The sequence below is a fragment of the Homoserinimonas sp. genome, assembly GCF_056262345.1.
Genome location: NZ_JBACFR010000217.1, coordinates 1 through 14,438 on the forward strand (window position 1 = coordinate 1; position 14,438 = coordinate 14,438).

Consider the following 14,438-nt stretch of genomic DNA (forward strand, 5'->3'; position numbering starts at 1 on the left):
ACCGTGGCGACCGAAACCGCGTCCACCGATTCGAATGGCTCATCCAGGATGAGGATGCGCGGGGAATGGATCATGGCGGCGGCCAACGCAATCTTGCGCGTCATGCCTGCCGAGTAGTCGGTGACCAGGCGATCTTGAGCGCCGCCGAGATCGAAGGCGGCGATGAGATCGGCGGATCGTGCCAGCACAGTTCTGCGATCGAGCCCGCGGAGGACGCCGCAGTAATAGAGGAGCTGCCTGCCCGTGAGCCGGTCGAACAGCATGAGGCGGTCTGGCAGGATGCCAATTTCTCCCTTGGCCGCGGCAGGGGATACCCATACGTTGACGCCATTGACGAGAATCTCGCCCTGATCTGGGCGCAGCACCCCGGTCACCATCGAGAGGGTCGTCGTCTTACCTGCGCCGTTCGGGCCGACAAGTCCGTAGATCTGCCCTGCGCGCACCTCGAGATCAATGCCGTCGACCGCAACAGTGGAATCAAAACGCTTTACGAGGCCTGAGATCGACAGCACCACGGGCGCCGAGCTGAAATCACGAACGGGCTCCGCGGCGGGGAGTGGTGGCACGAGAGTCAGTGCTGGTTCTTGCTCAGGCTCGGGTTCTGGCTCGGGTTCTGGCTCTGGCTCTGGCTCTGGCTCAGGCTCAGGCTCAGCGAGCACTACTGGCTCTGGCGCAAAGGCTTCTGGCTCGACGAGCACTACTGGCTCTGGTGCAAAGGCTTCTGGCTCGACGGTTTCTGGCTCAATCGACGCAGGCGCAACATCGATCTCCGGAGATTCCGCGAGTTTGTCGATCAGGAGATCGAAGCGTGACAGCGCCTGCTCAATGGGGGACGAAGACGTCTTCTGATCAGGATTATTTGCCACTGATCCACCGTACCAACGTCGGCCCCTTAGGGGCAGCACAATGTCGTGGTTGGTCACAAAATGACTACGACTGCGCATAGCCAGCACTTATCCAAGTGAACCCCAGTAGCGTAGTGAGAAGCACAACGAGGTGTCTTGTCGCTAGCCGCGGCACAAACAGCACGTAAACACGTGAATATCGACTGGCTCAGAGCCCTGGTCTTGCGATCGGCTCCTGTCTCGGGACCCTGTGAAACTTCGCTACCGCGGCCTTACACTCTATGCAAGGAGAGCACCTGTGAGCACTCAAATCGTTATTCTCGCCGCCGGGATGGGCAGCCGCCTGGGCCGCAGCCTGCCCAAATCGCTGACCGAACTGAGCGATGGCCGCACCATCATGCAGCAGCAGTTCGACAACATCCGTCAGGCCTTCGGCGACGCCGCCAAGGTCACGATCGTCGTCGGCTACAAGCTCGAGCACATCATCGAGGCGTTCCCCGAGGCGTCGTTCGTTTACAACGAGCAGTACGACCAGACCAACACATCCAAGAGCCTCATGCGGGCACTGCGCGCATCCACCCCCGGTGGCGTGCTCTGGATGAACGGCGACGTCGTCTTCGACCCTGAGGCCCTGGAGCGCGCAGCCAAGATGGTTGCCCGCGACCAGTCATTCGTCTCGGTCAACACCTCAAAGGTTTCTGACGAAGAGGTCAAGTACACCGTCGACGCCGAGGGATTCATCAAAGAACTCTCCAAGACGGTCAAGGGTGGTCTCGGCGAGGCCGTCGGCATCAACTACATCTCCAGCACCGGCAAGGCTGCGCTGCTGCGTCAGCTGGGTCGCGTTGGCGATCAGGACTACTTTGAGCGCGGCATTGAGCTGGCGATCGAGCAGGACGGCCTGCTGTTCGAGCCCGTCGACATCTCTGACCTCTACGCGGTTGAGGTCGACTTTGCCGAGGACCTTGAGCGCGCCAACCTGCTTTTTCGCTAGGTAACTCACGCCTGCCGTTCGCCGCAGGCCAGCGGCGCCCCCTACGATAGCTGTCGTGTCCGTTAGCCATTCGCCGCGTCCGCAGTGGACTCCATTCGAACGCTACCGGCGATCGCTCTGGCTGCTGACCGTCCGCGACCTTCGGGTGCGCTACTCCACCTCTGCCCTCGGCTATGTGTGGTCCGTGCTTGACCCGCTCGTCATGGCGACGATCTATTGGTTCGTCTTTACTCAGGTCTTCGATCGCCCGGTCGGCGAACAGCCCTACATCGTCTTCCTCCTCACGGCCCTTCTGCCGTGGATGTGGTTCAACGGTGCAATTTCTGACAGCACCCGGGCGTTCATCCGGGATGCAAAGCTCGTGCGCTCCACGAAGCTTCCTCGCACCATCTGGGTTAACCGCATCGTGCTCTCGAAGGGCATCGAGTTTGTTGCGAGCCTGCCGGTCCTCGCCATCTTCGCAATCGCCACCGGCACCCCGTTGCACTGGCAGGTCGTGTTCTTTCCTCTCGCCCTGCTGCTGCAGGGCATCCTGGTCATGGGCATCGGATTGCTCGTTGCGCCGCTCGTCGTGTTCTTTCGCGACCTTGAGCGGGCCACCAAGCTCGCCCTGCGCTTTCTTTTCTACGCATCCCCCATCATCTACGGTGTCTCTGACCTGCCCGACAGCCTTCATTTTTGGGCAGGCTTCAACCCCCTCGCCGGAATCTTCTCGCTCTACCGCGCCGCATTCTTTCCTGCCCAGCTCGACTGGGGTGTCGTTGCCATCGGCGCGGTCATGTCGATCGTTCTGCTCGTCGTGGGCATCCTCGTCTTCAAGCGCACCGAGCGTGCCGTGCTGAAGGAGATCTAGTGGCCCACTCCCCCGTCGTCATCGCCGTCAACGACGCCGGCATCAGGTTCAAACGCAACCGGCGCTCACGCCGATCGTTCAAGGACCTTTTTGCGGGGCGTCGCCGCCGCAGCCGTCCCGGCGAATTCTGGGCCCTTCGTGGCGTTGACTTCACGGTGCGATCCGGCGAGGCGATCGGGGTCGTCGGCCGCAACGGACAGGGCAAATCGACACTGCTCAAACTGGTTGCCGAGGTCATGCTGCCGGACGAGGGAACCGTGGGAGTCTTTGGCGGGGTCGCGCCGCTCATTGAAATTACGGGCGGATTCGTGGACGACCTCACGGTGCGGGACAACGTCTTTCTCACCGCGGGCCTTCACGGAATGAAGCGATCCGAAATCGAAGAACGCTTTGACGAGATCATCGACTTCGCCGAGATCGGCGACTTTCTCGACACGCCTTACAAGCACCTCTCGAGCGGAATGAAAGTCCGCATCGCCTTCTCTGTGATCTCCCGCCTTGAGGAGCCCATCCTGCTGGTCGACGAGGTGCTGGCGGTGGGCGACAAGGCGTTTCGCGAGAAGTGCTATCGGCGCATCGAGGAACTACTTGAGGGCGGGCGAACACTATTCTTCGTTTCGCACAACGAGCGCGATCTCAAGCGCTTCTGCACGAGAGGGCTTTACCTCGACAAGGGAAAGCTCGTGCTCGACGCCCCCATCGGCGATGTTCTCGCGCGGTACAACGCCGACTACAACTCCTAGGCTCCTACGTTCCGAGGCACGCTGCGCCGAGGTTAGCCGGGGCTAGTCTGACCCTCGCCTGCGGGATGCTCCCAGCACGACATTGGACCGTGAGTGGCTGAGGTAATCCTCGAACCATGCGAACACCGCTCTCGTGCGCTGGGTCCAGCCAGAGAGCAGAGTCACGTGCACCGCCAGCCAGGCAACGAAGGCGAAGAAACCCTGCATGTGCGTGCGACGACGACCGATCTCGGCCACCGCAGCACCGCGCCCGACCATGGCCATATAGCCCTTGTCGTTGTAATCGAACGGGGCGGGGGTGCCTCCGCGGAGCTGGGCAAGGATGTTTCGGCCGGCCCAGTGCCCCGCCTGCTTGGCAACTGAGCCGAGCTGCGGCAGTTTGTCGCCGCGGGCATCCGTAATGTTTGCTGCGTCTCCGAGTACGTAGATGCGCTCGAAGCCGGGAACGGTGAGATCGGGGTTCACGTCGATGCGGCCTCCCCTGCCCTGCGGCAGGCCTGGGCTAGTGAGCAGTTGCCCGGCCTTGAGCCCTCCAGCCCACACCACCATGCGGCTCGGGATGACGGTGCCGTCAGCGAGCGTGACACTGTCGGGGCCGACCTCGGTGACCCCGACTCCGAGGTGCAGCTGGGCGCCTACGCGCTCCAGACGCTCGCGGGCGTAGCGCTGCGACCTCTCAGAGAACGCCCCCAGCACAACGGGAACCATGTCCACGAGATGCACGGTGGCCCTGGCCGACAGCTCCGCACTGTAATAGTGCGGCAAGACATACTTGATGGTCTCGGCGATAGCGCCGGTGGTCTCGACCCCCGTCGGCCCGCCGCCGACAACAACAACCTCGGCGGCGATTGAGGGGTCACGGTCTGAGTCATCGAACAGGTCGAAGAGCTCGCTGCCCAGCGAAAGCGCGTCGGTGACCGAATACAGCGGGTAGGCGTTCTCTTCTGCACCCGGAGTGCCAAAGTAGTTTGCCTCAGCCCCGCTGGCGATCACTACGAAGTCGGCCGTATAGACGACGCCGTCCTCCGTTGTGACCGAGGCCGCGGCCGCATCGAGCGCGGTAACGGACGCGGTGAGAACCCGCACGCTGCGGCGGCGGCGCAGAATCGCCCTGAGCGGCCGGGCGACGGCATTGGGCCCGATCTGTGCGCTGGCCACCTGATAGATGAGCGGCTGAAACTGGTGGTAACTGTTGCGGTCAATCAGCAGTGTCGAGACGCCTGCTTTGCCCAAGGCATTGGCCGCCGCAACCCCGGCGAACCCTCCGCCAACAATGATCGCCTGATACGCGCGCTCAGTCATGCCCCAACCCTAGACCCCGATATCGCCGCGGTGGCGGGAGCAATGGCATTCGGCGAACCCCGATTTTGCGCGTCTAGTATGAGGAAACCCAACGAGAGTGAGTCCGAGTGAGTACCAACGGGCCTATAGAAATCCCCATCATCATCGACCCGATTATTGAACCAGAAGCCGATCTGGCCGATCCTGGCCAGTCGATGACGGTCCGCGGATTCGATCGGCTGCTCACGACGCAGCGACCGGCCGTCCTGCTCCACGTGCGCAGCGTGCGGCAGCGGCATCCGCACGCCAGCCCGGCAGAGATCATCCGCATTCTCGAGCGGCAGTACCTCGCGGCGGTGACCACAGGGGGCGCAGGAGTCGGTGCAGCCTCCGTCGTTCCCGGCGTTGGTACGGGAATCAGCTTGGCCCTGACGGGGGTAGAAACCGCGTTCTTCTTGGAGTCGAGCGCACTCTTCGCGCAGTCGGTGACCGAGGTTCACGGAATTGCCGTGACCGACCCCGACCGCGCTCGCACGATCGTGATGGCCATGATGCTCGGCACCACCGGCGCAGACCTCGTTCGTAGCTTTGCGGCGCAGGTGACCGGGCGAGGCCTGCCGCGCACGGCATTCTGGGGCGACATTATTGGTCGTTCGATGCCGCAGGCCTTCGTCGGCCCCATCGCCGATCAGATGAAGAAGGCCTTCGTGGGGCGATTCGCCCGCAATACAGGGACCAGCGCTGTGGGACGGATGCTGCCCTTCGGCATCGGAGCGGTCGTCGGCGGCACCGCAAACCATCTTTTGGGGCGCAGGGTCGTCTCGTCGTCGCGCGAGGCGTTCGGACCAGCGCCGGCCGCGTTCCCACCGAACCTCGAGCAGCTCCGGCCACCCCGCCGCCCGCTCATCTCGTACATGCCGCCCGCGTCTCGCGTGCGGGGTGGCATCGTGAAGGCGGCCGTGATCACGGTAAATGCACCCAAGGCCGTAATCACCAAAGCGATTGCCGCGCGCCGCACGGACTAGTCGACTACGCCAGAGTCCTCGTCGCCCTCATCTTCAAAAGGGTCGGCTTCACTGAGCACGGCGTCGGCCGCGTGAACTGCAGCCTGGCGGTGCCACTCCTCGATGAGGCTCTCGACAGCGGCATGAAAGCGTGCGGTCGCCGCCCCTGGCGTCGTGTCGCCAAAGTGCCGCTGGGCCCAGAAGTGCAAAGTGGCCTGCGACTTTTCGTCGTTGCGCACCCGCTCGACCAAATCGATAACGTTCGACGCCGCATCCGCATCGAGCCACTCTGCCGAGCCGAGGTAACCGGCCAGATCGACCTCGGCAAGCGTCGATGCGGGGCGAGTGACGATGAGCGGGAGCCCCGTTGCCAGGCGGTCGTAGACCATCGCTGAAATGTCGGTGATGGCAACGTCGGCATCGGCGAGTTGCCAGCCCAGCGCCGGTCCGTTGTCGAATAGGTGGTGGGCGGTGGGGTCTGCCCGGTTGGCAGCGGCTATGGCCGCAATGATCTGCTCGTTGGCTCGCTTGACGACAGGGTCGATAACCCCGGTTCGCGGATGGGGTCGGTAGACGAGCCGGTAGCGCGGGTCGCCCAAGAGAGCGGCAACGAGGCCCGGGCCGTGCGACGCGACTGATCCGTAGGCGGCGGCGGCCCTGTCGCCCTCCCAGGTTGGCGAATAGAGCACAACGGTGCGGTCGTCCGCGGGATAGGGCGGAGTGCCAGCGAAGTGGTCGGCCTGCGGCCTACCGATCTGCTTGGTACGGGTTGCCAGGTCGAAGTTCCACAGCTTGTGGCTGAGGCGATCGGCCGCCGCCTCCCCCGCGATGAAGCTGTAATCGTAGGCCTTGAACTGATTGGTCGTCATATACATCTTGTCGCTCTCGCCATGGTTGACGAAGACGTGCCACATGCGGCCGTACCGGAACATCTGAAAATTCTTGGCGTTCTGATTGACGTAGAACACGATCTTGATGTCTTGCTCGGCCACGAACGATTCGAGGTCGGCAACCTTGCGGCGGTAGGTGACGGGCACCGGCGACTCGTCCATGAGCTTGAGCATCGTGCCCGGTGAGCGCGAAATGATGGCGACGGGGTGGATCTTCGCCAGCTCTGCCAGGGGCTCATACCACTGGCGCACCTGGTACATATTGACCGCAGCATCGGCGAAGTACACGGCGATCTCGATGCGCCCCGGCGGGATCACGGGGTCGGAGGAGAGTCTGCGGGCGAGCTCACCCCGCGTTCGACGCGAGTTGAGGATGCTTGTCACCAAGCGTTTTGCAGTCTTGATGTCATGAAGCAGCACCACTTTATTAAACCAATGGTGGCCGACCGAAACGTGCCATTCGCAAAACCGTTACCCACCTGATGCGTCGACGCTCCCCCGCCGGCTCGCGCCATCCGGCCCGCCAGCCGCCAAACCAGGCCTTGAGCGCCCCCGGATTGCGGGCCCAGCGCAGCAGTTGAATGGCCGTCCAGCTGCCGACATAGAGCGGGGCGATCACCCAGGGCAGGTTGCGCTTGGCCAACCACACCCGGTTTCTGGCGTTGAGCCTGTAGTAGTAGTCGTGCCGGGTGGGCTCGATTGCGGGGTGATAAGCGACAAGATCGCCCGCGTACCAGACACGGAGCCCCTGATCCCATACCCGCCAGGCCAGCTCTATGCCCTCGTGGGCATAGAAGAACGGCTCGGCCCATCCGCCCGTGCGATCGAAGACGGCGCGAGGCATCACCAGCGCGCCCTCCCACACCGAGAAGACGTTGCTGGAGTGGGTGGCCTCCCCTTTGCGAATGCGGGGCACCCAGCGGCGAGGGTTGGTGACGCCGGACGGGTCGACGACCCGAGGTTGCACGAGCCCGATCGTGGGATCCTGCGTCATGAGGGCGATCGCATCCGTCACAAACGTGGGGGAAGGAACGCGCGCGTCGTCGTCGAGAAAGAACAGCCACTCGCCAGTGACCTGCTCTACTCCCCGGTTTCGACCGGCAGGAATGCCCAGGTTCTCGGGCAGGGCCAGTGCGCGCACGCCGTCAGGAAGGCCCGTGGGGTTCCATCCGTTGCCGACAACGACGACGTCGGCAGAGATCCCCTGCTGGGCGAGAACGCTCTCAAGGCCCGCCCGCAGATCGTCGGGGCGTTTGCCCTGCGTGAGCACGACCACGCCGACCGTGGGGAGGGTCGAGGCGGTCAGGATCGCACCCGCTTCGACGCCATGATCGCCACGAAGTGCCCAACGAGGGCCAGCCCTGCGAGCGGCACGAGTGCGATCAGAAGGGCACGATCGGCGATCTCAGGGCCGATGACAAGGCCGATGAGGGCGGCGACGAACACCAAGATCGTAAGTTCTACCGAGTGATAAAGCCGGTGGAATGGAACGAACCGTGCCAGTCGGCGCAGCTTGGCGATCATGCGCTGGTCTGGCTCCGACTCCTCACGCCGGTCGGCCAACTTGGCAAGACCAGCGTTGGCCCTGGCCACATGAACCATGTCGTTGAGCGCCTTGTTGAGCAGGATGAACACCGCGAGGAGCAGGCCGAGCGAAGTCCAGAAGAAGTCTTCTGGCGCGTCGAACGGGTAGCCGGCAGCACGGATGCCCAGGACGATGGGGATGAGGCTTTCGGTCGTGTAGTGCCCGACCTTGTCGAGAAACACTCCCGCCGGTGAGCTCGTGCCGCGCCAGCGGGCGACCTCTCCATCGCAGCAGTCGATCAGCATCTGAAGCTGGCCGAGAACGAGAGCCAGTGCGGCGCCCGCGATACCGGGAATGAGCAGCGCGAAGGCGGTGCACCAGCCCGTCAGGATCATGAGTCCGGTGACGCCGTTGGCCGAAACGGAGGTCTTGAGAAGCATCCAGGTGAGGTACGGGGAAAGGTTGCGCAGATAAAGCGACGCCGTCCAGTGCTCGGCGTTGGCACGCAGGCGCACCTCTGGTGGCTGGGCGACGGCGCGCAGCTCGGCGATCGACGAGGGCCGTCCCCGCGGAGTTTCTGATGTCATCGTCATCTCCCCGTGTGAGCCGTGATGTTGCGGCTGAGTTTGAAGTAGCCCAGCACGAAGCCTGCACCCCATCCGAAGTGTATGCACGGCAGCGCCACGAGGTGCCATAACGCGGCCCGAATGCCCTCGCTGCCGAGAACCGGGATCGTGGCAACGACCACGAAGAGGGCGTAGAGAGCAGGAACTAGGTAGGCGAAAACCAGCCAGCTGCCTGTGATCGCGCCGATCGTTCCGAGGACGAGTCCGAGCACGACGCCGATCACGGCAAGGGGCGGAACGAAGTATCGCAGGCCGTTTTCTGAGGGAAAGCGACGTGCCAACTCTCCCCGCCAGATTCCCGTGGCCACGAACTGGCGGATCAGCTTAACCAGGCTCGATCGGGGCCGGTAAACGACCTCGAGGTCGGGAGTGAACCACACCGTTCCGCCCGTCGCCCGCAGACGACGGTTGAGCTCCCAGTCTTGGCCGCGCTTGATGCCCTCATCGAAGAGTCCGACCTCAAGCAAACGATGGCGCTGAAAAGTGCCGAGGTACGCCGTTTCTGCCGGACCCTCTTTGCCGCCGACGTGGTGAGGGGTTCCCCCGAGCCCCGCCTTCGAACCGTAGGCGTGAGCCACGGCGCGCTCGAACGGCGTGACCCCCTCGGCCTTCATGATGCCGCCGACGTTGTCGGCTCCCGTGCGCAGAAGCGTCTCTACCGCAATGCGGGTGTAGTCCGGTGGCAACACCGAATGAGCATCGACACGGACAACGATGGGAAAGTGTGAGGCTCGAATCGCGGCGTTTAGGCCGCCGGGCGTGCTGCCGAGTTCATTCTCGATGCTGCGGATGCGAGGGTCGGCCTTGGCCATCTCTTCGATAACCCGATTGGTTCCGTCGACACTGGGGCCGAGAGCGAGCACAATCTCGCACTCTCCCGGGTAATCCTGCCCTGTGAGACTCAGGACGGCGGCCTCGATGTGCTCGACCTCGTTGAGCACGGGCATGACATAGGAGACCCCGGGGTATTCAGCGGTTTCTCGCGGCATGCTTTCCAGTCATTACAAGGGAATTGGGCGTGTCATCCAGCGCACTGAAGACACGGGCGAGCCTACCAGTCAGACCCTGTTGACAAGCGAAGGGCGAGGCATCGCGTGCGCGAAACCTCGCCCTTCTCGTGCGACTTCTGAAGCGACCCGCGACTACTGAAGCGAATCGAGCGTGACCGTGGTCGTGTAGGACTTGCCGTCGCGAATATAGGAGACCTCGGCCTCGTCGCCACCCGGAAGCACTCGCACCTGGGCCGTGAGATCGGTCTTGCCCGTCACCGGAATGCCATTGAACTCGGTGATGAGGTCGCCCGCCTTGAGACCGGCTTTCTCCGCCGGGCCACCGGGGGTGACATCCTGAATCGCCGCTCCCGTCGTGTCGCTATCGGCGAGGGACGGGTCATCCGTGACATCGGCAACCATGGCGCCCAGCAACCCGTGGGAGGTGGAGCCGTCGTTGATGATGTCGAAGGCGACGCGCTCAGCCAGGTTGGACGGGATGGCGAAGCCTACGCCGATGTTGCCGCTCGTCTCGGACGACGAGGTTCCCGTGCTGGCAATAGCCACGTTGATGCCGATTACCTTGCCATCCTCGTCGACGAGGGCGCCACCCGAGTTGCCGGGGTTGATGGCCGCATCGGTCTGGATGACCGGGAGGGCGATTGTGGTGGACGTCGAAGTTGACCCGCTGTTGCCCTGGCCGTTATCGAACTGCCAGAAATCGAACGGGCCAAAGCCGTTCTGGCCATCGTCGGGGTCCGGGGCCTCCTCCGTGTCTGGCGCCTCGGACGATGCAACGGTGATGCTGCGGTTGAGGGCGCTGATAACACCGCTCGTTACGGTGTTAGAGAGGCCTAGCGGGGCGCCGATGGCGATGGCAATATCGCCGACATTGAGCTTGTTCGAATTGGCGAACTCGGCCGGCTGGAACGTGACGTCGCTCTCGACTTTGACCACCGCGAGATCGGCGATGGGGTCGCTGCCGACGAGAGTGGCGTTGAAGAGTCGACCGTCGTAGCTCTGCACCTTGATCGTGGGGTCCGACGTGGCTCCGCTCAGCGTTGCCACGTGGGCGTTGGTCACGATGTAGCCGTCCTCGGTGAGGATGACGCCAGATCCGGTTCCGGATGCGGACCCGCCCGTCACCGACAGGGTCACAACGGAGGGGGCGACCTTGGCCGCGACACCACTGATCACCGTGGCGTTATCCACGTCGTTGATCATGAGGTTGGTGCCGACCCTGTCGTTCGTTGCTACGACGCCGCCGTTATCCATGTTGAGCGCGACGACGCCGGCGCCGACCGCTCCGCCGACGAGGGCGGCGACGGCCGCGACGGCAACCATGCCCGCGGCCATCGAGCGCTTCTTCTCCGGCTTGCCGGAAGCATCCGGCGTTCCGGGCGCGGCTGTGCGAGGTGCTTCACCTGCGGGCGGGCCCATCGGGGGGCCAGCCGGGGGTGTGTGCTGTGCGGGCGACCCAGCGGGCGTGGTGTCAACGGATGGCGATGCTACGGGCTGGTGACCGGCATCGGTCGACGGCGCCAGAGGAGGCACCACCGACGAAGTCTCGGGTGCCTGAGGTGTTTCTGGGGCGTTCTCGGGGGTCTGGTCCTCGGGGACCTGGGGGTTCTCGGCCATGGGTGGCTCCTTTCAGGCGGTGTCAGCTTCCCCCGCAAACCTTCACGTTTTCTATGCGCGGGCTGCGAGGCTGCTCACCATGGCGGAACGGTCGGCCCACCTAGCGATTCGCGGACCACGCTACCCTGTCTGTCATGGCGGTTGCGTTCGAATGACAGTGTCTGGCTCGTGGTCTCGCGCGGCAGAAGGGGCGATGCTTCTCGGCCCCGACGGCACGCTGGCGCAAACGATATTCGCCGAGATGACGGCGTTGGCCACCGCGACGAACGCCGTGAACCTCGGCCAGGGATTCCCCGACGAGGACGGCCCGCCCGAAGTGCTCGAAGCGGCACGGAAGGCGATCTTGGACGGCGCCAATCAATATCCTCCCGGCGTGGGCATCCCGGTGCTCCGGCAGGCGATCGCTCGTCACCAGAAGCGGTTCTACGACCTCGAGATTGACCCCGATCGCGAAGTTGTCGTCACTGCAGGAGCCACGGAGGCGCTGGCCGCCACGATCTTGGCCCTCACGGAACCGGGCGACGAGGTCGTCACTTTCGAACCGTTCTACGACTCCTATGCCGCCATAATCGGCTTAGCCCGTGCGGTGCACCGCACCGTGCCGCTGCGCGCCCCGCACTTTCAGCCCGACCATGAGCAGCTGCGCGCCGCCATCACCGACCGCACCCGGCTGATTATCGTCAACGACCCGCATAATCCCACGGGGTCCGTCTTCAGCACCGAGACGCTCGACCTGGTCGTCGAACTCGCCCACCGGCACGACGCGATCATCGTCACCGATGAAGTGTATGAACACCTCGTGTTCGCCAGTGCCCACACGCCTCTTTCTACGCGAGCGGGTGCGGCGGAGCGCACGGTGAGCATCTCCAGCGCTGGAAAGACCTTCAACACAACGGGCTGGAAGGTGGGATGGCTCACAGCGCCCGCTCCCGTGGCATCCGCGATTCTCGCTGTGAAGCAATACCTGACCTATTCGAACGCGGCTCCGCTACAACCCGCGATAGCGGTCGGGCTCGATCTGCCCGACACCTTCTTCTCCGGGGCCGCCGCAACGCTCGCTCGGCGCCGCGACCTGCTCTGCGCCGGGCTGGAGGCAGCCGGATTCAGTGTCGCGGTGCCCTCTGCAGGCTACTTCGTTGTGGCCGACGCAGCACCGTTAGGCGCGACCGATGCCCACGAGTTCTGCCGCGCGCTACCCGAGAGGGCGGGAGTCGCTGCGATCCCCCTCACCGCCTTCGTGCGGCAAGAGCGGCAATCCGACTACTCGACGCTCGTGAGGTTTGCGTTCTGCAAGCGTGACGATGTGCTTGAGGAGGCATCGGAGCGGCTTCGGTCCCTGAGATGAGGCTCGCGGGTTAGACCGCCCGGCCCTGGAGCGGAAGCGTGAAGGTGAACGTCGTGCCAACGCCCACCTCGCTCTCGGCCGACAGCTCGCCGCCGTGGGCCGTAACGATCGCCTTGGTGATCGAGAGTCCAAGGCCGACACCCTGGACTGCGCTGCGCGTGGCAGTGGACGCTCTGAAGAACCGGGTCGAGAGCATAGCTATCTCATCGGGCGGAATGCCCATCCCCGTATCGCGGATCGCGATGCGGGCGAACTCGCCCTCCACAGAGACATTCACCGACACCGTTCCTCCGCGCGGAGTGAACTTGATGGCGTTGGAGAGCAGGTTGTCGCACGCCTGAGCGATGCGGGTCGCATCGCCCCACGCCACAGGGCGGGAGTCTGCCGGGCGAAGAAGCAGCAAGACATTGGCGGCCTGGGAGGCCGGTCTGGCCGACTCTACGGATGCCTGAACTACTCCGTTGAGATCGACCTCCGCCGCCTCGATGGGGAATTTATGAGCGGCAACCTGAGCCGTGAACAGGAGGTCCCCGACAAGCCTGAGCAGGCGGTGCGCGTTACGCTCGGCGACGCCCAGGTACTGCAACTGTTCGTCGGAGAGCGGTGGTTCTGTGGCATCACGCATCAGCTCGAGGTAGCCGAGGATCGAACTCACGGGGGTGCGCAGCTCGTGCGAGACAAGACCCACGAATTCATCCTGGAGCTTGGCGAGCTCCTTGTTATCTGTGACATCGGCGCCGACGAAGATGTAGCCGACGGTTCGACCGTTCTCATCAATGCGGGGGGTCACCGCGACGTGGGCAGACACCTCGTCTCCGTTGGCCCGCAAGTACGTCCAGTCGCGATCCTCAGAGCCACCGAGTCGCGCGACTTCCACGAGGGCGGAGAACCCCGGGTTCAACACCGTCGCGCCCGCCGGGTATCCCAGTTCACGGGCGCGCTCGTGAAGCTCCTCGTCCCTGTGGAACTCGTGGATGTACCGGTTGCCGACGACATCGGCAGCGTTGAGCCCCAACATGGTCTGGGCACCGGTGTTCCACACGTCGATGAGCCCCGAGAGGTCGGTGCCGATCACGGACTGCCTCGTCACGGAATCCAGCACGCTGCGGAACAGGTAGCCAGCGGATTCGAGCTGGGCCTCGTTCTCGCGCAAGCGAGAGACCAGGTCAACAGCGTCGGCGAGCGCGTCTTCGCGCTGCCGCACCAGCAGTTCGTTGGACTCCATCCTGGCCTTGTTGTCTTCTATTACCCGGTTGATGACCGCGGCGATCGTGCCGAACATCAGGGGGGTGATGACGAGCTCCATCACGACGTGCGTGGGATCGATGACGGTGGTGGGCCAGACATAGCTCAACGCCACGGCGGCGAGGGTGCTGAGCCCGGAAATGACAACCCACCGGCGCCCCGGGAGGAGAGCGATCCAGAGCACACAGAGCAAGAGAAGCAGCGTGACGGTGGGCCCGATCGCCGCTCGACCGAATGCGATGGCCACCATAGAGATGAACGGGACGGCGACTCCCAGCGCCGTGCTGTGCACCGCGCTGGCAACAATGGACACGGCGATAGCGATGCCCAGAGTCGCCCAGGTCGCCCAGTAGGCGGCGTTGCTTCTTTCGACGAAACCTCCGTCGATCGCCGCGACGACCAGCACCAGGATGAGCGCAACGGAGATCGGAGCCTGCCGAATCATGGGCGCGTCTGACAG

13 protein-coding genes are annotated in these 14,438 nt (G+C 64.0%); 5 read left to right on the forward strand and 8 right to left on the reverse strand.

Annotated elements, in window-relative coordinates; translation table 11 throughout:
* Positions 1-866: ABC transporter ATP-binding protein (locus AC062T_RS10430; protein ID WP_476029789.1), on the reverse strand; the 866-nt coding region annotated here is incomplete at its 3' end.
* 277 nt (positions 867-1,143) lie between these two features.
* Between AC062T_RS10430 and AC062T_RS10435 the strand changes: the two genes are divergently transcribed.
* Genes AC062T_RS10435 through AC062T_RS10445 form a run of 3 tightly spaced genes read left to right on the forward strand, consistent with a single transcriptional unit; the run spans position 1,144 to position 3,435 of the window.
* Entirely contained in the window at positions 1,144-1,839 is a 696-nt protein-coding gene (locus tag AC062T_RS10435; RefSeq protein WP_476029791.1) for a phosphocholine cytidylyltransferase family protein, read from the forward strand.
* 55 nt (positions 1,840-1,894) lie between these two features.
* Complete coding sequence (locus AC062T_RS10440) at positions 1,895-2,692, forward strand: ABC transporter permease (RefSeq protein ID WP_476029793.1); 798 nt, start codon at positions 1,895-1,897, stop codon at positions 2,690-2,692.
* Complete coding sequence (locus AC062T_RS10445) at positions 2,692-3,435, forward strand: ABC transporter ATP-binding protein (RefSeq protein WP_476029795.1); 744 nt, start codon at positions 2,692-2,694, stop codon at positions 3,433-3,435. Before AC062T_RS10440 ends, AC062T_RS10445 begins: the two co-directional genes overlap by 1 nt.
* A 42-nt stretch (positions 3,436-3,477) precedes the next feature.
* On the opposite strand, the gene AC062T_RS10450 is transcribed toward AC062T_RS10445, so the two are convergent.
* Positions 3,478-4,737: an NAD(P)/FAD-dependent oxidoreductase gene (locus tag AC062T_RS10450; protein WP_476029796.1), complete on the reverse strand. Its 1,260-nt coding sequence runs from the start codon at positions 4,735-4,737 to the stop codon at positions 3,478-3,480.
* 107 nt (positions 4,738-4,844) lie between these two features.
* On the opposite strand from AC062T_RS10450, the gene AC062T_RS10455 reads away from it, so the two are divergent.
* Positions 4,845-5,741, forward strand: a complete 897-nt coding sequence (locus tag AC062T_RS10455; RefSeq protein WP_476029798.1) for a hypothetical protein — start codon at positions 4,845-4,847, stop codon at positions 5,739-5,741.
* Here AC062T_RS10455 and AC062T_RS10460 read toward each other — a convergent pair.
* From AC062T_RS10460 to AC062T_RS10480, 5 genes are all read right to left on the reverse strand, one after another.
* Positions 5,738-6,994: a hypothetical protein gene (locus AC062T_RS10460; RefSeq protein WP_476029800.1), complete on the reverse strand. Its 1,257-nt coding sequence runs from the start codon at positions 6,992-6,994 to the stop codon at positions 5,738-5,740. The genes AC062T_RS10455 and AC062T_RS10460 overlap by 4 nt on opposite strands.
* Before the next feature lie 43 nt (positions 6,995-7,037).
* A complete protein-coding gene (locus AC062T_RS10465; RefSeq protein WP_476029802.1) occupies positions 7,038-7,886 on the reverse strand; it encodes a glycosyltransferase family 2 protein in 849 nt (282 codons plus the stop codon).
* 26 nt (positions 7,887-7,912) lie between these two features.
* Positions 7,913-8,728 (reverse strand): CDP-alcohol phosphatidyltransferase family protein, encoded by an 816-nt coding sequence (locus tag AC062T_RS10470; protein WP_476029804.1) that lies wholly within the window; start codon positions 8,726-8,728, stop codon positions 7,913-7,915.
* The gene (locus AC062T_RS10475) at positions 8,725-9,750 is read right to left on the reverse strand and encodes a glycosyltransferase family 2 protein (protein WP_476029806.1); all 1,026 of its coding nucleotides are present in this window, start codon (positions 9,748-9,750) and stop codon (positions 8,725-8,727) included. Before AC062T_RS10475 ends, AC062T_RS10470 begins: the two co-directional genes overlap by 4 nt.
* Positions 9,751-9,903: 153 nt before the next feature.
* Entirely contained in the window at positions 9,904-11,388 is a 1,485-nt protein-coding gene (locus AC062T_RS10480; RefSeq protein WP_476029808.1) for a S1C family serine protease, read from the reverse strand.
* Positions 11,389-11,539: 151 nt separating this feature from the next.
* Between AC062T_RS10480 and AC062T_RS10485 the strand changes: the two genes are divergently transcribed.
* Positions 11,540-12,733 (forward strand): pyridoxal phosphate-dependent aminotransferase, encoded by a 1,194-nt coding sequence (locus AC062T_RS10485; RefSeq protein ID WP_476029810.1) that lies wholly within the window; start codon positions 11,540-11,542, stop codon positions 12,731-12,733.
* Positions 12,734-12,743: 10 nt separating this feature from the next.
* On the opposite strand, the gene AC062T_RS10490 is transcribed toward AC062T_RS10485, so the two are convergent.
* Positions 12,744-14,438, reverse strand: a 1,695-nt coding sequence (locus tag AC062T_RS10490) for a sensor histidine kinase (RefSeq protein WP_476029812.1), incomplete at its 5' end; no start/stop codon positions are given.